This window comes from Pseudomonas putida (assembly GCF_001636055.1).
GTDB lineage: Bacteria > Pseudomonadota > Gammaproteobacteria > Pseudomonadales > Pseudomonadaceae > Aquipseudomonas > Aquipseudomonas machongensis.
On the sequence record NZ_CP011789.1, the window covers coordinates 2,458,025 to 2,476,355 of the forward strand.

Genomic DNA, 18,331 nt, shown 5'->3' on the forward strand with positions numbered 1-18,331 from the left:
ATGACACGCTGATATCACTGATGTGTATTTTCAATCGCATTGACGTTGCCCAACGGGAGAGGCAAGGGCCGTGGTGGAACATTACTATCGCGAACTGGTGAGTTTCCTCTCCTCGCGTCTGGGCAGCCGGCACGCGGCAGAAGATGTTGCCCATGACGCCTGCCTGCGCCTGCTCGAGCGCGGCGGTCACCCGCCGATCGAGCGACCCCGTTCCTTCCTCTATCGCACTGCGCTGAACCTGGTGATCGACCGGCACCGACGTCAGTCGGTGCGTCAGTCCGAGCCGCTTGAAGTGCTGGACAGCGACGAGCGCTGGCACAGTCCGGCACCGTCCCAGTTGCTGCACCTCGATGAGCGCCTGGAGATGGTTCGGCGCGCACTGGACGAGTTGAGTGTGCCGTGCCGCGAGAGCTTCCTGCTGCGCAAGCTCGAGGGTCTGTCGCATCCGCAGATCGCCGAGCGCCTCGGGGTTTCGCAGAGCGTGGTGGAAAAGCACATCGTCAATGCCATGAAGCACTGTCGCTTGCGCATGCGTCAGTGGGAGCAGTGAAAGGCCGGTGAAACAGGGGTGAAAAATCCCTGTGCAGCGCCTTGATTTATCGTCGGTTCCCGACAACTATCAAGACAGAGACCCGTCATTGCCCGCACAGGCGCAGCAAGGCCAGGCAGTGTCTCTGACCACCTTGCCGCCAGGGTCCGGACCATGCCGAACAAGTCCATGCGTATCCTCATCGCCGACGAGCATCCCGCTCAGCGCCTGCAGCTGGAACGCATGCTCAATGGCCTGGGCTATTACCGGATCGCCCCGGTTGAAAACTTCGAAGACCTGCAGCGCCTGGTGCAGAGCGCGTTGCACCCGTTCCAGCTGTTGGTGGGCAATATCGAACTGGGCAGCCATGCCGGCGTCGATCTGGCCCGCTTCTGCCGCGTCAGCCCGCAGATCCAGCATGTGCTGCTGTACCACTCCCAGCATCTGAAAGTGCCGAACGTCGCGCAGAGCGAACGCCAGTCGGTCAGTGTCAGCCTGCCCAAGGTGCCCGATAGCGAGGCACTGGAATCGTTCATGGCGATCATCGACACCCCGCAGTTGCTGGGGCAGGTTGCGCTGCCGTCGGCGCTGGCTGGCGGCGCAGGCTGCTCCTGGCGGCGGATGAACTTCTCGCACACCGCCTTCAGCCGTTCCAGCTGAGACGCATCGGCTTTTGCTATCCTCTTGCCCTTTGCCGATCTGCGGAACCCAGAAATGACTGCCATCGATACCGCCCGCGCGCCTCGTTTCAGCCGCGGCGATCACCGTACCCTGGGCCTTGCGGCCCTTGGCGGCGCGCTGGAGATCTACGATTTCATCATCTTCGTGTTCTTCGCCCTGACCCTGAGCCAGCTGTTCTTCCCGCCACAGATGCCGGAGTGGCTGCGCCTGCTGCAGAGTTTCGGGATCTTCGTCACCGGCTACCTGGCACGCCCTCTGGGCGGCATCCTCATGGCGCACTTCGCCGACCACCTTGGGCGCAAGCGCGTGTTCAGCCTGAGCATCCTGATGATGGCCCTGCCGTGCCTGCTGATCGGAGTCATGCCGACCTATGCCGACATCGGCTACGCCGCTCCTCTGCTGCTGCTGGCCCTGCGTATCCTGCAGGGTGCTGCGGTCGGCGGCGAGGTGCCCAGCGCCTGGACCTTCGTGGCCGAGCACGCACCGCCTGGGCGTTGCGGCTACGCCCTGGGCTTCCTGCAGGCGGGGCTGACCTTCGGTTACCTGCTTGGCGCGCTGGTAGCCACCTTGCTGGCGCGGCTCTACACCCCACAGGAAATCCTCGACTTCGCCTGGCGCTATCCCTTCCTGCTCGGTGGGGTGTTCGGCGTGTTCGGTGTCTGGCTGCGCCGTTGGCTGAGCGAGACGCCAGTGTTTCTTGCCCTGCGTGAGCGGCAGGCGCCGCCCGTGGCATTTCCGCTGCGCATGGTGCTCACCGACCACCGCGCTTCGTTGATCCCGGCCGCGTTGCTGACGTGCGTGTTGACCTCTGCGGTGGTGGTGCTGGTGGTGATCACCCCGACGGTCATGCAGCAGCGCTTCGGGATCGATGCCGGGCATACCTTCGCGCTCAGCAGTGTGGGTATCGTCTTTCTCAATATCGGTTGCGTACTGGCGGGGCTGCTGGTCGACCGCATCGGCGCCTGGCGCGCGGTGACGATCTACAGCCTGTTGCTGCCGCTGGGGATCGGCGTGCTGTATGCCAGCCTGGTAGGGCAGTGGGGCTGGACCTGGGCGGCCTATGCGTTAGCCGGGTTGTCGTGTGGCGTGGTGGGGGTGGTGCCATCGGTGATGGTCGGGCTGTTCCCGGCGCAGATCCGGGTGTCGGGGATTTCCTTCACCTACAACCTGGCCTATGCCCTTTGGGCGAGCACCACGCCCTTGGCACTGATTGCGCTGATGCCGTGGAGCCCCTGGGTGTGCGTCGGGTTCTGCCTGATCATGGGCGTGGTCGGGGCCTTGACCAGTGTCTTCTACGCCCAGGCCACGCCCCTGTGTGCCGAGGAGCGTGCGGTCGGTTGTTGAGTGTGCAGGCGCGCGGCACGCGTCGGGGCGCCGAATCGGCGCCCCACAAGGAGGGTCAGGACTTGAAGCGCCCGACCAGGCCGTTCAACTCTTCCGATAGCTGCGACAGCCTGCCCGAGTCCGATTGCGCCGAGCTGGCCAGGCCTTCCACCAGCCTTGCCTCGTCGTAGATCTGCTGGATGTGCCGGTTGATCTCTTCGGCCACGCTGTGCTGCTCTTCGGCAGCCGCCGAGATCTGCAGGTTCTGATCGCGGATCTCGTTCACCGACAGCTGGATACCCTCGAAGCTGTCTCGCGCACGTGCGATCGACGACACGCTGGCCCGCGACAGGTCCAGGCAGCTTTCCATCTTCTGCGACACCTCCTGGGTCTTGTTGCCCAGGGTGTTGAGCAATTGGTCGATCTCGCCGGTGGAGTCGGCGGTACGCTTGGCCAGCGCCCGCACTTCATCGGCGACCACGGCGAAACCGCGGCCCTGGTCACCGGCACGGGCGGCCTCGATCGCTGCGTTCAGTGCCAGCAGGTTGGTTTGCTCGGCGATGGCGCGGATGGTGCCGAGTATCTGGTTGATGTTGCGGCTGCCTTCCTCGAGCTCGATCATCGCCTGCGACGACTCGCTCAGGCGGCTACCCAGGCGATTGACGTTGTCGGTGGTCAACTCGATCTGCTGCTTGCCCTCGGCGACGCGGTGATGGCCGTTCTCTGCGGCGTCGGCTGCGCTGCTGCAGGACCGCGCGACCTCGTTGGCGGTGGCGACCATCTCGTTGAAGGCGGTGGACACCAGTTCCACGGCTTCACGCTGGCGCCCTGCGGCTTCGTTCATGTTGCCGGCCAGTTCGCTGTTGGCCCGCGATGCCTCGTGCAGGTTGCCCGAGGCGGCGCCGATGTGCTGGATGAGTTGGCGGATCGCCGCGAGGAACTTGTTGAACCAGCCGGCCAGCTCGGCGGTTTCGTCCTTGCCCTGGATCACCAGGTCCTGGCGCAAATCGCCTTCGCCCTGGGCGATCTGCTGCAAGCCCGTGCTGACCTGGCCGATAGGCTTGACGATGACCCGCGAGAACGCGGCTGCAACCAGGGCGAAGACCAGTGCCAGCACCAGCACGATGACGGCGGTTAGGTAGGTCATGTGGGTGGCCGCGCCCATCACTTCGCTGTACTCGATCAGGCCGACGAAGCGCCAGCCCAGGTCAGGCGAGGTCCAGACATTGGCCATGTAGCGCACACCATCGATCACCACCTCGGTGGATCCTTGCTCGGTGGCTGCCAGTTGTGCGTAGGGCTCGCCAAGGTCCTTCAGTTGCTTGAAGCCATGGCTGGCATCACGTGGATCAACCAGTACGGTGCCGTTCTCGATCAGCATCACGTAGCCGCTCTTGCCCAGCTTGATGCTCTTGACCAGCTCGGTGAGGTTCTTCAGCGACACGCTGACCACGAACACCCCCTTGGGCTTGCCGCTGGCATCGTTGAGCGTACGCGCGGTGCCGACCAGGGCGACGTCGTCCTTGTCGTAGTAGTAGGCGGCGGTGCGCACGGTCTTGCCTGGGGTGGCCATGGCGGCCTTGTACCAGGGGCGTGCGCGTGGATCGTAGCTGGCCAGTTTCGGGTCATCCGGCCATTTGGCGTAGGTGCCGTCTTCGAGGCCGATGGAGATGATGGCGGCCGCAGGATGAGTGGCGCCGTAGCGGGCAAAGGCGTCGATGACCTGTTGGGTGGCTGCAGGCAGCGGGTGGCTGGCAGCGTAGGCAGAGGTGTAATCCTTGAGTGTACTCACTGATGTGTATACAGGATCCGTCGCCATTTGTTCTACGTTCTGCAGCGTGCCGTCGAAGAACTGCCGCATGTTGCCGTCGATCTGACGAATTTCACGGGTGCTGCCGTCGAGGAACTGATCCACCGCCTCTGCACGGATGTTCACCACGGAAATCACACCGACCAAGGCCACCGGGATGAAAGCCACTAATACGAACGCAAGCACCAGCTTATTTTTTATCTTCATCGGGACGAACCATTCGTGGGAGTGAAAAGCAGGGGGCCATTCGCACGCGGTGATGGCTAACTGCTATTTATCCTGTTTCGGCGCGTCGCGGTGAAATCTTTAGCGCATATTTCGTGTACAAAAAAATAAATGATTGTTTTGGATTCTCGGGCCTGCCCAGGGCGCGGAAACGAAAAACCCGGCGCGAGCGCCGGGTTGTAAGGGATTCATTGGCTTTCAAGCCTTGCGGACTTTCTCCACCCGGCTCTCCTCGAGCTCCTTGCAGGCCTTCTGGATCATCTGCTCGGTGATCGGAACCTCACGACCCTGGGCATCGATGATCGAGCCACACACCTGCGGCTTCGGGGGCTGGGCGTTTTTCACGGTGTCGCTGCTATGTTGCAAGCTCATTTCCTGTCTCCTCATCAGGTTGCAAGCTCAGGGTAACCACTCGCCGTGACTGACCTGTGACAGCTCCTTCGGTATCACGACAGGCACAGTGCAACAGAAAGTGCAGTAAAGCTCCAGTGACAGGTTAGATCGATAAGCTATAGCCACTGGCCCTACCGAACTGCGACCCCGCGGCGGTTGCAGGCGTTCCACTCGGGCAGATGAATGGTAGTCTGCAGGTTTCCCGCTCACCGGTCCGCGCCATGTCCGATCCGCTTTCCTCCCGCCAGCGCCGCGCCTTGGGGCTGGCCTGGCAATTCGTGCGTCCCTATCGCCGACAGGCCATGCTGGCCTTGCTGGCGCTGATCGTCACGGCAGCCATCACCCTGTCCATGGGCCAGGGTATTCGCCTGCTGGTGGATCAGGGTTTCATGACCGGTTCTGCGCACCAGCTCAACCAGACGATTGCGCTGTTCATGGTGCTGGTGCTGGCCTTGGCGGTCGGAACCTTCAGCCGCTTCTACCTGGTGTCGTGGATTGGCGAGCGTTGCGTCGCCGATATCCGCCGTGCGGTGTTCGATCACTTGATCAGCCTGCATCCGGGGTTCTTCGAGGATAACCGCAGCTCGGAGATCCAGTCGCGGCTGACGGCTGATACCACGCTGCTGCAATCGGTGATCGGCTCGTCGCTATCGATGTTCCTGCGTAATGCGCTGATGGTGCTGGGCGGGGTGGTGTTGCTGTTCGTCACCAATCCCAAGTTGACCAGTATCGTAGTGCTGGCGCTGCCGCTGGTGCTGTCGCCGATCCTGCTGTTCGGCCGCCGGGTGCGCAGCCTGTCACGCCAGAGTCAGGACAGGGTCGCTGACGTCGGCAGCTACGTCGCCGAGACGTTGGGACAGATCAAGACCGTGCAGGCCTACAACCACCAGGCCCATGATCGCCAGTTGTTCACCGATACCGTCGAGGCGGCTTTCGATGTGGCGCGCCGGCGCATTGCCCAGCGGGCGTGGTTGATCACCGTGGTGATCGTTCTGGTCCTGGGCGCCGTGGCCGTGATGCTCTGGGTCGGCGGCATGGATGTGATTGCCGGGCGCATCTCCGGGGGCGAGCTGGCCGCGTTCGTGTTCTACAGCCTGATCGTGGGCAGCGCCGTGGGCACCTTGAGCGAAGTGATCGGTGAGTTGCAGCGGGCTGCCGGGGCCGCCGAGCGTATTGCCGAGTTGCTCGCGGCAAGCAGCGCGATCGTACCGCCGTCGCAGCCCTCGACACTGCCCGGCGCTCGGGCCAGCGGGCAGATCGAGTTGCGCGATGTGCACTTCGCTTATCCGTCACGCCCGTCGGTGGCTGCCATCGATGGCCTGAGCCTGGTCATAGCACCTGGGCAGACCGTGGCGTTGGTGGGGCCATCGGGGGCGGGCAAGTCGACGCTGTTCGACCTGCTGCTGCGTTTTCACGATCCACAGTCCGGTAGCATTCTGCTCGATGGACAGCCGATTGCAGCGCTAGACCCCGACGACCTGCGTCGCCAGTTCGCCCTGGTGGCGCAGAACCCTGCGCTGTTTCGTGGCACGGTCGAGGCCAATATCCGCTACGGAAGGCCGCAGGCGAGTGCCGCCCAGGTCGAGGCGGCGGCGCGCAGTGCCCATGCTCACGAATTCATCCAGCAATTGCCCCAGGGCTACCAGACGCCGCTGGGCGAGGGTGGTGTCGGCCTGTCGGGTGGTCAGCGCCAGCGCCTGGCGATTGCCCGGGCGCTGCTGGTGGATGCGCCGGTGCTGTTGCTCGATGAGGCCACCAGCGCGCTCGACGCGCAGAGCGAGCACCTGATCCAGCAGGCCTTGCCGCAGTTGATGGCCGGGCGTACCACTTTGGTGATCGCCCACAGGCTGGCGACCGTGCAGCATGCCGATCGCATTGCGGTGATCGACCAGGGTAGGGTGGTTGCTGTCGGCAGTCATCGCCAACTGGTCGAGGAAAACCCACTCTATGCCAGGTTGGCGGCACTGCAATTCGCTGCAGGCAGCGCCTGAATGGCGATCACCCAGGCACGAAAAAGCCCGCACTAGGCGGGCTTTTTCGAAGGATCTGGTCGGAGAGACAGGATTCGAACCTGCGGCCTTCTCGTCCCGAACGAGACGCGCTACCTGGCTGCGCTACACTCCGATTTCGAAAATCCTACTGCATCGTATTTTTGAACGCAAGCCCTTGTTGTTAAAAGGCCGTTTGCTCAAAACGAGGTGCAGATCAGAGCTCTTTCACGGTGCGAATCTGATCCTTGTTGATGCGTGTACGCTTGCCATCGAGTTGTTCGAATTCGTAGAAGCCGGAGTCTTCGTCATAGGAAGGTTTGTCCACGGCCTGAATCTCGCGGCCGTCGTTCAACGTGATGACGGTTGGCGAAGCGCAACCGGCGAGGGTGGCCAGGCCCAGGGCGAGCATGAAGGCGGGAATTGTCCGTTGAATCATCGTGTTTCTCCAGTGCGATGGTGCTTGATGACGTTATGACGCGAGGCGTCCTTGCAAAGTTCCTCGCATAGTCGAGCATAGCGGCAATCAGCGGGCATTGACCAAGAACAAGGCTGCGCTGTGATATAACTGGCGCATTCTTTCCCCCTGCGACGGACCCTCATGAAAGCCAAGGCAGATACCCCCTTCGTGCCGTTGAACATTGCCGTGCTGACGGTCAGCGACACCCGTACCTTCGACAACGACACCTCCGGACAGATGTTCGTCGATCGCCTCAGCGCCGCAGGCCACCGCCTTGCAGAACGAGTGCTGCTCAAGGATGACCTTTACAAGATCCGCGCCCAGGTCGCCACCTGGATCGCCGACGACCAGGTACAGGTGGTGCTGATCACCGGCGGCACCGGCTTCACTGGTCGCGACAGCACCCCCGAAGCCGTCGCCTGCCTGCTGGACAAGCAGGTCGATGGCTTCGGCGAGCTGTTCCGGCAGATCTCGGTGCCGGACATCGGCACGTCCACCGTACAGTCCCGCGCCCTTGCGGGCCTGGCCAACGGCACCTTGGTGTGCTGCCTGCCCGGCTCGACCAATGCGGTGCGCACGGGCTGGGACGGCATCCTCGCCGAGCAGCTCGACGCCCGCCATCGTCCCTGCAATTTCGTCGCGCACCTGAAGCAGGCGCAGGCCTGTGACAGCCGTGGCTGAGGCTGCGCCGAGCCGGCCGTTGATGCCGGTGGAAGAAGCGCTGGAGCGCCTGCTGGCGCTGGCCGAGGCGGCGCCGATCAGTGAAACCGAAGAGGTCGAGCTGGCCGATGCCGAAGGCCGTGTACTGGCGCAGGACCTGTTCGCCAGCGTCGACCTGCCGCCCTGGCCGAACAGCGCCATGGACGGCTACGCCCTGCGTCTTGCCGACTGGCAGGGCGAACCGCTGCCGGTGAGCCAGCGCATCTTTGCCGGTCACGCTCCGGCACCGCTGCAACCTGGCACCTGCGCGCGGATCTTCACCGGTGCGCCGCTGCCTGAAGGTGCCGACTGCGTCGAAATGCAGGAAAACGCCGAGGTGCTCGACGATGGCCGCGTGCGCTTTGTCGAAGCTTTGGCGCCGCACCAGAATGTGCGCCCCCAAGGCCAGGAAACCCGCGCTGGCGAGCAGGTGATGAACGCCGGCACGCTGTTGGGCCCGATCGAACTGGGTCTTGCCGCCACCCTGGGCCACGGCCACCTGCGTGTGCGGCGCCGGGTGCGGGTCGCGGTGTTGTCGACCGGTGACGAGCTGGTCGAGCCGGGGCTGCCGCTGGGGCCGGGGCAGATCTACAACAGCAACCGTCGTCTGTTGGTCAGCTGGTTGCAGCGCATGGGCTGCGAGGTCATCGATGCCGGCATCCTCGCCGATGACCTGGCGCTGACCCGCCAGTGCCTGGCCAATCTGGGCGACGTCGACCTGATTCTTTCTACCGGCGGTGTGTCGGTAGGGGAGGCCGACTACCTGGGCATGGCCCTGCGCGAGGCTGGCGAGCTGGCGCTGTGGAAGCTGGCGATCAAGCCGGGCAAGCCACTGACCTTCGGGCATTTCCGTGGCGTGCCGGTGATCGGCCTGCCGGGGAATCCGGCGTCCACCTTGGTTACCTTCGCCTTGCTGACACGTCCCTACTTGCTGCGGCGCCTGGGCGTCGAGCAGGTCACGCCGCTGCGTTTCGACGTGCCGGCAGGTTTCGACTGGCCCAAGCCGGGCAATCGTCGCGAATACCTGCGGGCGCGGATCGAGGGTGGGCAGGTACGCATCTACTCGAACCAGAGCTCGGGTGTACTGCGCAGCGCAGCCTGGGCCGAGGGGCTGGTCGAGGTGCGTGAGGGCAGGACGGTGAGCCCTGGTGACAGCGTGACGTTCATCCCCTTCAGCGAGCTACTTGGCTAGCATCGTGCCGAGCGGCGCGGCCTGCGCCGGTGCCAATTGGGTCAGGCGCATGTGCACGTTCTCCAGTTGCTGGGCGGCAACGCTCCAGTCATGGCGCTGCCGGGCGAACTGTCGCCCGGCTTCCCCCAGTTGGCTCATGCGCCAGGGCTGGTTGAGCAACTGGGTCAGCAGCAGCGCCAGTTGGCTGCCGTCGTCACCGCCCAAGTAGTGCTCGCCATTGTTCACTGCCAGGCCCGAAGCGCCCTTGCCGGTGGTGATCACCGGCATCCCGGCGGCCATCGCCTCAAGAATCTTCACCTTCGACCCGCCGGCATAACGCAGCGGCGCGAAGAATAGCGCCGAGCGCCGTTGCACTTCGCGAAGGTCGGGGCGGTAGCCAAGCCATTCGATGCGCGGGTCGTTCCAGTGCAGCTTCCAGTGTGCGGGCAGGGCGTGCCCGGCGATGGCCAGGCGCACGGCCGGATTGCTCTGCCAGACCTGGGGCAGGATGTCTTCCAGTGCCCACTCGATGGCCTCCAGGTTCGCGCCGTATTCGAAGTTGCCGACGAACAGCAGACGCTGACTGTGCAGGGCCGGTTGCACGTGCTGGTAGTGATCGCAGTCGACGCCATTGACCACCACGTTCACCGTCCGCCCGCTGATCTGCCCGATCAGCTCGGCGTCGTGCGGGCTGACCGCCACGACTTCGTTGGGCTGGCGCAGCACGCGCTGCTCCCAGCGCCGGTAGCGCCAGCGATCGAAGGCGTTGAGCGGACGCAACCACAAGGGCAGGCGATCATGGCAGGCTGCGCCCATCACCGACTCGAGGGTGTGTTCGCTGAGCAGGTAGGGCAGGCCGCGCCGTTGCAGGGCCTTCTCGAAGGGCTGGAAGGCGTAGCTGTGTTCGATCTGGATGACATCCCAGTGCTCGTCAAGCAACTGCTCGAAGCGGTGCCGAAGGCAGGGCGCCAAGCCATTGATGATGGCGCGCATGGGGTAGTCGATGATGGGCGAGGCGAGCAGGTTGAGCGGGCTCTGCACGGGGCGCCGTGGCAACACGATCAGGCGTTCGAGCAGCGGTTCGAGGGCTTGGCGCGCGGGATCGGACAGAGGCACCTTCGATTGCACCAGCAACGTGATGCGGTGGCCGTGATGTGCCAGTTCGCGCAGCAAGTGGTACTGGCGGGTCTTGCTGCCGCTGGTGGTGGGCCAGGGCAGGTAGGGCAATGTCCAGAGAATACGCATGACCGCTCCTGTCAGGTGAGGCTGCACAAGGGTCAATAATATGACTGTGTGGCGGGGCTCTCTTAAGCGTAGCCAATTATTTGTCGAGTGATGGCCTGGGTTGAATTTTGCGTTGCCGTGCAGCAATTGCCGGTTGCCTGTGGTCGAGATTGAGGTTGGCGTGTTCTAAGGAGAATCTCGTATGCACGGGCACAAGGCGATGTTGATCCTGCATGGCAAGCAGGCCATGAACGAAGAGGTGCGCAGCGCCGTGGGCGTGCGACGCGAGCGCGGGCAGGTACTGGATGTGCGTCTGACCTGGGAGGCGGGCGATGCCCGGCGTTTGGTCGAAGAAGCCCTGGCGGGCGGTTACACGCAAGTGGTAGCCGGCGGTGGCGACGGTACCCTTCGCGATATCGCCGAGGCCATGGCCCAAATGCAGGCCGACGCCAGCCTGGCCTTGCTGCCGCTGGGGACTGCCAACGACTTTGCCCGCGCCGCCGGTGTGCCGTTGGAGCCAGCGGCCGCCCTGGCCTTGCTGGATGTACCGGCCCGTCCCATCGACCTGGGGCGGGTGGGTGAGCAGATGTTCCTCAACATGGCCACCGGCGGCTTTGGCAGCCAGGTGACAGCCAATACGTCCGAAGACTTGAAGAAGGTACTGGGTGGGGCGGCGTACCTGTTCACCGGGCTGTCGCGCTTCAGTGAGTTGCAGGCTGCTTCGGCGACCCTGCACGGGCCTGATTTCCACTGGCAGGGGCAGTTGCTGGCCTTGGCCATCGGCAACGGTCGCCAGGCCGGCGGCGGCCATGTGCTGTGCCCCGAGGCGCTGGTCGATGATGGCTTGCTGGAGGTCGCGATTCTGCCTGCACCCGAGGCGATGGTGGGCGCACTGCGTGACTTGCTGACGGGCGAGGAGCTGTTCGTGCGTGCGCGCCTGCCCTGGGTCGAGATCGGCCAGGCTGAGGGGCTGGACATCAACCTGGACGGTGAGCCGTTGCAGGCCGGCAGCCTGCGTTTCGAGGCGGCGCCGGGCGCCCTGCGCGTGCACCTGCCCGCCGATTCGCCGCTGTTCAGTCGTCCAGGCTGATGATTTTCTCGCGCACCGCGAACAGCACCAGGCCCGCCACATCGTAGATCTGCAGACGTTTCATGATTTGCGAGCGGTGGGTTTCAACGGTCTTGATCGACAGCCCCAAGCCTGCGGCGATCTCGCGGGTGGACTTGCCACGCACGATCAGGCGCAGGATTTCCAGTTGCCGGGCGGTGAGGTTGTGGCGATCGCTGCTCGGCTGCTTGCTGGCCTGTGCGCGCAGCAGGGCCTGGTTGATCACCGTGTGGGCGATGGCCGGGCTTAGGTAGCGCTCGCCGTTGCGCAACGCGGCGAGGGCGTGCTCCAGCTCGTTGGCGGTGGTGTCCTTGAGCAGGTAGCCGTGGGCGCCGCTTTCGAGGGCACGCATGATCAGGTCGGGGTCGGTGTGCATCGACAGGATCAGCACCTTGCAGGTGCAACCGTTTGCGCGCAATTGCGTCAGAGCGTCGAGGCCGTTGGTCGAGCGCATCGAGATGTCCAGCAGGACGATGTCGGGGCCCAGGCGCTGGACCATCTCCAGCAGGTGCTGGCCGTCGTCGGCTTCACCGACCACGGCGTAGTCGGGAATATCGGACACCAGTGCGCGCACGCCCGCACGAATCAGCGAATGGTCGTCGATCAACAGCAGTCTAATCATCGGTGGCGGGTGTCCTGGCACGTTCCTGGCTGCGTGCAGGCCAGGGGAACAGCGCTTCGATTCGGGTGCCCGCTCCGGGCCGGCTGGTCACGCTCAGGCTGCCCTGCAGGGCGGTGGCCCGCTCCTGCATGCCGGCCATGCCACGTTGCCCGACTTCGCCCGGTTTGCTGGCCGGGACGAAGCCCACACCGTCATCGAGGATCGTCAGCAGCAACCCGGCGGGGGTGCGTTGCAGGCTGATCAGCAAGTTGCGGGCCTGGGCATGGCGCAGCACGTTGGTGACCGCTTCCTGGGTGATGCGAAAGGCGGCCATGGTCACTTCCTCGGAGATGCCGCCCAAGCGCTGGTTGCATTCCAGGCTCCAGTGCACCTCGCTGTTCTCGAGGGCACGCAGCAGGTGCGCACGCAGGCTGGCCTCCAGGCCCAGGCTGGCCAGTTGCCGTGGGTTGAGCAACGCCGAGACGTCACGCACGTTGCCCAGGGTGTCGTCGAGGGTCTTGCGCAGCGTGTCGCACTGCGCCTGCAGCGGTGCAGGCACGCGACGTTGCAACCAGTCGAGCTGAAGCTTGGCGGCGGTGAGCAATTGGCCGATGTCATCGTGCAACTCGCGGCTCAGGTGCTGGCGTTCGCTTTCCTGGACCTTGAGCATGCGGTCGGCCAGCTCCGCCGGCAGCAGGTTGATCGATCGGGCGCCACGGCGCAGGTGCCAGCCGGCCCCGAGCAGGGCGGCCAACTGCAGCGCCAGGGCACCGGCCGATACAGGTTGCCCGCTGCTGTAGAGCACCAGGTTGGTGACCAGCGATGCCACGCACAGCACGGCGGTTGCCGCACGCAGCAAGGCGGTGCGAGAGCGACAACGCAGGGAAATCTTCAAGCGTGGGAGCATAGATAGGAAAGCCACTGAATTATTGCTGGCGCAGGTCGCCAATCTTTCTGGAGAATCGTGAATGTCCTGCCTTTCAACCAGGAACGAGCCCTGTTGTAATCGCTGAAGAGCCGTTGGGCGTTCGTTCTTTTGCGCGCATGGTATCACTTCGAGTTGGTTTGGTCCCGGCTGGTTAGTTGCCTGAAACCAAGGTGTTTCCGAGGCATGGCAGTGGGGTGCAATGCCTGTAGAAGTGGCAATAAGCCATTATCGTTTGAGAAGGCAGTAACTTCCAAACTCAACTAACGCGGCGAGTCTGCGGAACTAGACAGAACTTGTACAAACTCGCCAAGTTGCCATGTGTTTGGGGCCGTCCAGTCAGACGAGTTACGTGGGGCCACATCGCTAGGGATCTGTCTGAATGTGTCTGCACATTTCAGACAGACCCCTAGTCTTTGCGAGTTGATGTGCCGTGGGCGTGCTTGGGCTCAATGTGCATGTTGAGCAGCGGGGGGTGCACGCAGTGGCGCTCGTTTTCGTCGCACAGGGCACAGGCCTGCGGGAGTGGCTGATCCAGCACACCCGCCAGGGTGACCAGCAGCAGGTGCTGCTCGCTGCTGTCCAGGTTCAGGTGTCCGGTGCGTTCATCGACCAGTTCCAGTTGCCAGGCCAGCAGTGTCAGGCAGTCGGCCAGTGCCGGCAGCGCGCCCTGCGGCAGGTTGCGGCTGGTGCAGCCAGGCGCCAGCAGGCGGTGCAGGGCCGAGGCGTAGTGGGCGATCTCGAGCACGCCCGAGGCGTCTGCTCGACGGGCGAGTGTCTCGAGGGCTTTGCTCAGGCAATGGCAGGCGTCAGCGTCATTGCTGATCAGCTCCAGGTGTTGCAGGCATTCCTGGGACTCGTTCAGCAGGACCTGCGCATCCAGCAGGAAGTCCTGCAGGATCGCTGTGTTCGAGAGCACCCGCTCCATCATGAAACTCCAACGTGCGGGGTTGGAGCAGGGGTTGGCCACACCGAGATGTTCGCTGACAAGAGCCTGACTCCGTTCATGCAGTGAGAATGGCGTCACATTAATGGCTAATGGATATTGCGAATATCAGGTTGCTCCCGATTGCTCCTAGGGGTTTCCCTGATGAGGTCTCAGAGGCAGTGGTACGTCCGCAGCGCGGCGGATGAGGAGGGATGTGGCAGCAGTAAAGCATGATGGTAAAGTGATATCAATCGCCGTTCAGGCATTTTTCTGCAGGGGTCAAGCTCTGGCGGATTGTGCCGATACAGGGCGGATGTATCCACTTTTTCCGGCACAGAGCCAGGGGGTTGCGCAATGGCTGGCATTCTCGACACGGTAGATCAACGCACGCAATTGGTAGGCGAGAACCGCCTGGAAATCCTCATGTTCCGCCTGGCGGGGCGACAGCTGTTCGCGATCAACGTGTTCAAGGTGCAGGAGGTGCTGCAACTGCCCAAGCTGACCCTGATGCCGCAGCGCCACACCTTCGTCTGTGGCGTGGTCAACCTGCGCGGCCAGACGCTGCCGGTGATCGACCTGTCCCAGGCAATCGGCATGCGCCCGCTGCAGCCAGGGCCGGACAGCACCATCATCGTCACCGAGTACAATCGCTCGGTACAGGCGTTCCTGGTGGGCGGCGTCGACCGCATCGTCAACATGAACTGGGAAGCCATCATGCCACCGCCTACCAGCGCCGGCCGCCAGCATTACCTGACCGCGATCACCAAGGTCGACGAGAAACTGGTGGAGATCATCGACGTGGAGAAGGTGCTGGCCGAGATCGTGCCCTACAGCGCCAAGGTATCGCGCGACAAGCTCGAAGACCCGGTGCTCGCCCGTGCCCGCGGTCGTGAAGTGTTGCTCGTGGATGACTCCAGCGTGGCCCTGGCCCAACTGCGTGACACCTTGTCGCAACTGGGTGTGAAGCTGCACATCGCCAGTGATGGCCTGAAGGCGCTGCGCATGCTCAAGGGCTGGGCCGATGCCGGAGAGGACGTCTGCGAAAAACTGCTGATGATCTTCACCGATGCCGAAATGCCGGAGATGGACGGTTACCGCCTGACCACCGAGATCCGCAATGACCCGCGTCTGCGCGGGCTTTACGTGGTGCTGCACACGTCGCTGTCGGGCAGCTTCAACGAGTCGATGGTGAAGAAGGTAGGCTGCGACAACTTCCTCTCCAAGTTCCAGCCGGACCGCCTGGTGGATGTGGTGCGCGAGCGTCTGTCGCTCGATCATGCGCCAGTCTGATACCTGCACACGCCCCGTGGTGGGTATAAGCTTGGCTTTTTGACTGGCACGAGGCGGGCGGGGATGTTTCTGAGTGCGTTGTATCGGTATCCAGTGAAGTCTTGCCAGGCGCAGAGCCTGGGCGAGTCGACCGTGGATGCCATGGGGCTGTCGGGCGATCGGCGCTGGATGGTGGTCGAGCAGGACACCGGGCGCTTCCTTACCCAGCGTGCCTGGCCACAATTGGGACGGCTCACGGCCACCGGTGGCGATGAAGAAAGCCTGCTGCTGCAAACACCTGGGCAGGCGCCGCTGACGGTCAAGGTGCCGGGTGCCGACGACGACCTGCGCGGGGTGACCATCTGGCGCGACACCTTGCGCGTGCCCGATGCCGGCGACGAGGCCGCTGCGTGGCTCAGTCAGATGCTCGGCAAGGCGGTACGTCTGGTGCACTGTCCGCAGCAGCGGGCACGCTACCTGCCCAGCGGCTATGGGCTCAACAGTGACCGTGCGGCCTTCCCCGACGGCTTTCCGTTATTACTGATCGGCCAGGGCTCGCTCGATGAACTCAACCGGCGCATCGGCCGGCCGATGCAGATGCTGCGTTTTCGTCCCAACCTGGTGGTCGAGGGCGCCGAGGCGTTTGCCGAAGACGGCTGGAAGCGTATCCGTATCGGCGACCTGACCCTGCGGGTGCTCAAGCCCAGTGTGCGCTGCATCCTTACGACCCTCGACCCACAGACGGGTGAGCGCAGTAGCGACCGGGAGCCGTTGACCACCCTCAAGACCTTTCGTGAGCGGGAAGGGGACGTACTGTTCGGGCAGAACCTGGCGGTCGATGGCAGCGGGCGACTTGAAGTCGGCATGCCGGTCGAGGTACTCGAGTAATCGCCGGCCGGCGCAGGCGACGAAACGCGGGGTGAGGTTCATAATCGGCGCTTAATCCCGTTTTGTTGCACTGCGCATCCACCTACCCGGAGATTTCCCATGCACGTACTGCTCTGCGAGGACGACGACCTGATCGCCAGCGGCATTTGCGCCGGCCTCACGGCCCAGGGCCTGACCGTCGATCGGGTCGCCAGCGCCTCGGCGGCACGTGCACTGCTCCAGGCGGCCCAGTTCGACGTGATGATCCTCGACCTGGGGTTGCCCGACGAAGACGGCCTCAAGCTGTTGCGGCGCCTGCGCCAGCAGGGCGAGGTGCTGCCGGTGCTGGTGCTCACGGCCCGTGATGCGGTCACCGACCGGGTCGATGGCCTGCAGGCCGGCGCCGACGACTACCTGCTCAAACCTTTCGACCTGCGCGAGCTGGCGGCACGCCTGCACACGCTCCTGCGCCGCGTGGCCGGGCGCGCCGTGAATGTCATCGAGCACGGCCCCTTGGTCTATAACCCCAGCAGTTGCGAGGCGACCCTGGCCGGTCGTGCGGTCGATCTGTCCCGACGGGAGCAGGCCTTGCTCCAGGCCTTGCTGCAGAATCCCGGGCGCGTGCTGTCCAGCGAACAGCTCAAGGATTGCGTCTATGGCTTCAGCGATGAAGTCGAGAGCAATGCCCTGAACGTTCACATCCACCACCTGCGGCGCAAGCTTGGCAACAGTATCGTCGAGACCGTACGCGGGCTGGGCTATCGCCTGGGTGCAGCGCAGGCCCCGCAGGAGACCGCGCCATGAGCCTGCGGGTTCGTCTGTCGCTGATCCTGGGCAGTGCCTTCATCCTGATCTGGATCCTGGCCGCGGCCTGGATGTTGCGCGACCTGCGTCAGCAGATGATGTTCTCCCTCGACCAGCGCCTGGTGGCTTCGGCACGGATGGTGGCGGGCCTGGTCGACCAGTTGCCGCAGCCGTTGGGGGCCAAGGGCCGGGACGCGCACTTTGCGGCCGACCAGTTCAGCGTGCCGGACGGCATGGCCTGCCAGGTCAGTTCCCTGCGCGGCGAGATCCTGGCCAGCAACCACAAACACGATGGCAGCATGGACGATCAGCGCAGCGGCTTCCGTGACCAGACGATCGATGGCAGTTCATGGCGCACCTTCACCTACAACCACGGCGATGTGCGGATCACCACGGCCGATCGCCATCAGGAACGCGAGGCGCTCAACCAGTCGATCCTGCTGGCCGCTTCGGCACCGGTGCTGATGGCCTTGCTCGGCAGCCTGGGGCTGCTGTGGATTGGTCTGGGCAAGGGGCTGGAGCCGCTCAACCGCATGCGCGATGCCCTGCGCAAGCGCCGAGCAGACAGCGTCGAACCCTTGCAGGTGGCGGGCATGCCCAGCGAGCTGCAGCCATTGCTGGAAACCCAGAACCAGCTGTTCCTGCGGATCGCCCAGACCCTCGAGCGCGAGCGACGCCTGACCGACGATGCTGCGCACGAACTGCGCAGCCCTCTGACCGCCATCAAGACCCACCTGCAAGTGGCGCGCATGACCGATGGAAGCGTGCGCGAGCAGGCCCTGGAGCACGCCGAGCAGGGCGCCGACCGCATGCACCGGACCTTGGAGCAACTGCTGATGCTGGCCCGGGTCGAGGGTAGCCTGTCGTTCGAAGATGGCGTGCTGTGCAGTGCCGAGCAAGTCGCGCGCCAGGCGGTGCAGGACGCTGGTGGCGGCGACAACCGGCGGATCGTCCTGCGCCTGCCCGAAGAGGCCACCCGCATCTACCTGGGCATGCCCGCGCCCTTGGCGGTGGCGGCGCTGCGCAACCTGCTGGACAACGCCCTGCGCCATGGTGGCAATGAGGCGGTGGAGCTGGAAGTGCAGATGGCCGATGGGCAGGTAGGCTTCCTGGTTCGCGATCATGGTCCGGGCATTGCCGACGAGGACCTCAAGCACCTGACCGAGCGTTTCTGGCGCAACAGCAAGAGTGTCGGCAGTGGGCTGGGATTGGCGATTGTCCAGGCGATCGTCCAGCGCTGCGCGGGCAGCTTGCGTTTCGACAGTCGCAGTGACGGGCTGCGGGTCTGGCTGCAGGTGCCTGCGCGGGAGGCTCGGGCCTGATCAT

Annotated in this window: 18 protein-coding genes, 1 tRNA gene and 1 pseudogene; 11 read left to right on the forward strand and 9 right to left on the reverse strand. The window is 64.2% G+C overall.

The window, feature by feature from the left end; genetic code table 11:
- Positions 1–73 precede the first annotated feature (73 nt).
- From AB688_RS11120 to AB688_RS11130, 3 genes are all read left to right on the forward strand, one after another.
- Positions 74–550, forward strand: a complete 477-nt coding sequence (locus AB688_RS11120) for a sigma-70 family RNA polymerase sigma factor (RefSeq protein WP_063546695.1) — start codon at positions 74–76, stop codon at positions 548–550.
- A gap of 153 nt (positions 551–703) precedes the next feature.
- Positions 704–1,189, forward strand: a complete 486-nt coding sequence (locus tag AB688_RS11125; RefSeq protein ID WP_063544062.1) for a response regulator — start codon at positions 704–706, stop codon at positions 1,187–1,189.
- A gap of 54 nt (positions 1,190–1,243) precedes the next feature.
- A complete protein-coding gene (locus AB688_RS11130) occupies positions 1,244–2,554 on the forward strand; it encodes an MFS transporter (RefSeq protein ID WP_063544064.1) in 1,311 nt (436 codons plus the stop codon).
- 55 nt (positions 2,555–2,609) lie between these two features.
- Here the strand turns inward: AB688_RS11130 and AB688_RS27495 are convergent, their stop codons facing one another.
- The 3 genes and pseudogenes from AB688_RS27495 to AB688_RS27000 form a co-directional block, all read right to left on the reverse strand.
- Complete coding sequence (locus AB688_RS27495; protein ID WP_414155782.1) at positions 2,610–3,377, reverse strand: methyl-accepting chemotaxis protein; 768 nt, start codon at positions 3,375–3,377, stop codon at positions 2,610–2,612.
- A 135-nt stretch (positions 3,378–3,512) separates the two neighbouring features.
- Positions 3,513–4,550: pseudogene (locus tag AB688_RS27500) on the reverse strand (cache domain-containing protein); the annotation flags it as partial.
- Between the two features lie 216 nt (positions 4,551–4,766).
- On the reverse strand, positions 4,767–4,940 hold the full coding sequence (locus AB688_RS27000; protein WP_176717846.1) for a PA1571 family protein: 174 nt from the start codon (positions 4,938–4,940) through the stop codon (positions 4,767–4,769).
- Positions 4,941–5,182: 242 nt separating this feature from the next.
- Between AB688_RS27000 and AB688_RS11140 the strand changes: the two genes are divergently transcribed.
- Positions 5,183–6,952: an ABC transporter transmembrane domain-containing protein gene (locus AB688_RS11140; protein ID WP_063544068.1), complete on the forward strand. Its 1,770-nt coding sequence runs from the start codon at positions 5,183–5,185 to the stop codon at positions 6,950–6,952.
- Positions 6,953–7,008: 56 nt separating this feature from the next.
- On the opposite strand, the gene AB688_RS11145 is transcribed toward AB688_RS11140, so the two are convergent.
- Both AB688_RS11145 and AB688_RS11150 read right to left on the reverse strand, forming a co-directional pair.
- Positions 7,009–7,085: transfer RNA gene (locus tag AB688_RS11145), tRNA-Pro, on the reverse strand.
- A gap of 81 nt (positions 7,086–7,166) precedes the next feature.
- A complete protein-coding gene (locus AB688_RS11150) occupies positions 7,167–7,388 on the reverse strand; it encodes a YgdI/YgdR family lipoprotein (protein WP_054892416.1) in 222 nt (73 codons plus the stop codon).
- Between the two features lie 162 nt (positions 7,389–7,550).
- Between AB688_RS11150 and moaB the strand changes: the two genes are divergently transcribed.
- Both moaB and glp read left to right on the forward strand, forming a co-directional pair.
- A complete protein-coding gene (gene moaB, locus AB688_RS11155; RefSeq protein WP_054892415.1) occupies positions 7,551–8,090 on the forward strand; it encodes a molybdenum cofactor biosynthesis protein B in 540 nt (179 codons plus the stop codon).
- A 22-nt stretch (positions 8,091–8,112) separates the two neighbouring features.
- Positions 8,113–9,300 (forward strand): gephyrin-like molybdotransferase Glp, encoded by a 1,188-nt coding sequence (gene glp / locus AB688_RS11160; RefSeq protein WP_196759901.1) that lies wholly within the window; start codon positions 8,113–8,115, stop codon positions 9,298–9,300.
- Here glp and AB688_RS11165 read toward each other — a convergent pair.
- Positions 9,289–10,524 (reverse strand): glycosyltransferase family 4 protein, encoded by a 1,236-nt coding sequence (locus AB688_RS11165; RefSeq protein WP_054892413.1) that lies wholly within the window; start codon positions 10,522–10,524, stop codon positions 9,289–9,291. The genes glp and AB688_RS11165 overlap by 12 nt on opposite strands.
- Before the next feature lie 181 nt (positions 10,525–10,705).
- Here AB688_RS11165 and yegS point away from each other — a divergent pair, with 181 nt between their 5' ends.
- A complete protein-coding gene (gene yegS / locus AB688_RS11170; protein WP_063544072.1) occupies positions 10,706–11,593 on the forward strand; it encodes a lipid kinase YegS in 888 nt (295 codons plus the stop codon).
- On the opposite strand, the gene AB688_RS11175 is transcribed toward yegS, so the two are convergent.
- The 3 genes from AB688_RS11175 to AB688_RS11185 all read right to left on the reverse strand — a co-directional run bounded on the left by AB688_RS11175 (position 11,577) and on the right by AB688_RS11185 (position 14,065).
- Positions 11,577–12,233, reverse strand: coding sequence for a response regulator (locus tag AB688_RS11175; RefSeq protein WP_063544074.1), 657 nt, complete (start codon positions 12,231–12,233; stop codon positions 11,577–11,579). The two genes, yegS and AB688_RS11175, sit on opposite strands and share 17 nt — an antisense overlap.
- Complete coding sequence (locus AB688_RS11180) at positions 12,226–13,119, reverse strand: sensor histidine kinase (protein WP_063544076.1); 894 nt, start codon at positions 13,117–13,119, stop codon at positions 12,226–12,228. The genes AB688_RS11175 and AB688_RS11180 overlap by 8 nt, the downstream gene beginning before the upstream one ends.
- A gap of 427 nt (positions 13,120–13,546) precedes the next feature.
- Positions 13,547–14,065, reverse strand: coding sequence for a hypothetical protein (locus tag AB688_RS11185; protein WP_063544078.1), 519 nt, complete (start codon positions 14,063–14,065; stop codon positions 13,547–13,549).
- A gap of 354 nt (positions 14,066–14,419) precedes the next feature.
- Here AB688_RS11185 and AB688_RS11190 point away from each other — a divergent pair, with 354 nt between their 5' ends.
- The 4 genes from AB688_RS11190 to AB688_RS11205 all read left to right on the forward strand — a co-directional run bounded on the left by AB688_RS11190 (position 14,420) and on the right by AB688_RS11205 (position 18,327).
- Positions 14,420–15,355, forward strand: coding sequence for a chemotaxis protein CheV (locus tag AB688_RS11190; RefSeq protein WP_063544080.1), 936 nt, complete (start codon positions 14,420–14,422; stop codon positions 15,353–15,355).
- A 63-nt stretch (positions 15,356–15,418) separates the two neighbouring features.
- Positions 15,419–16,222 carry an MOSC domain-containing protein gene (locus tag AB688_RS11195; RefSeq protein ID WP_063544082.1) on the forward strand — a complete coding sequence of 268 codons (804 nt, stop codon included), beginning with the start codon at positions 15,419–15,421 and terminating at the stop codon, positions 16,220–16,222.
- Between the two features lie 99 nt (positions 16,223–16,321).
- Positions 16,322–17,005 (forward strand): response regulator transcription factor, encoded by a 684-nt coding sequence (locus AB688_RS11200; RefSeq protein ID WP_054892406.1) that lies wholly within the window; start codon positions 16,322–16,324, stop codon positions 17,003–17,005.
- On the forward strand, positions 17,002–18,327 hold the full coding sequence (locus AB688_RS11205; protein WP_063544084.1) for an ATP-binding protein: 1,326 nt from the start codon (positions 17,002–17,004) through the stop codon (positions 18,325–18,327). Before AB688_RS11200 ends, AB688_RS11205 begins: the two co-directional genes overlap by 4 nt.
- Positions 18,328–18,331: the final 4 nt, after the last annotated feature.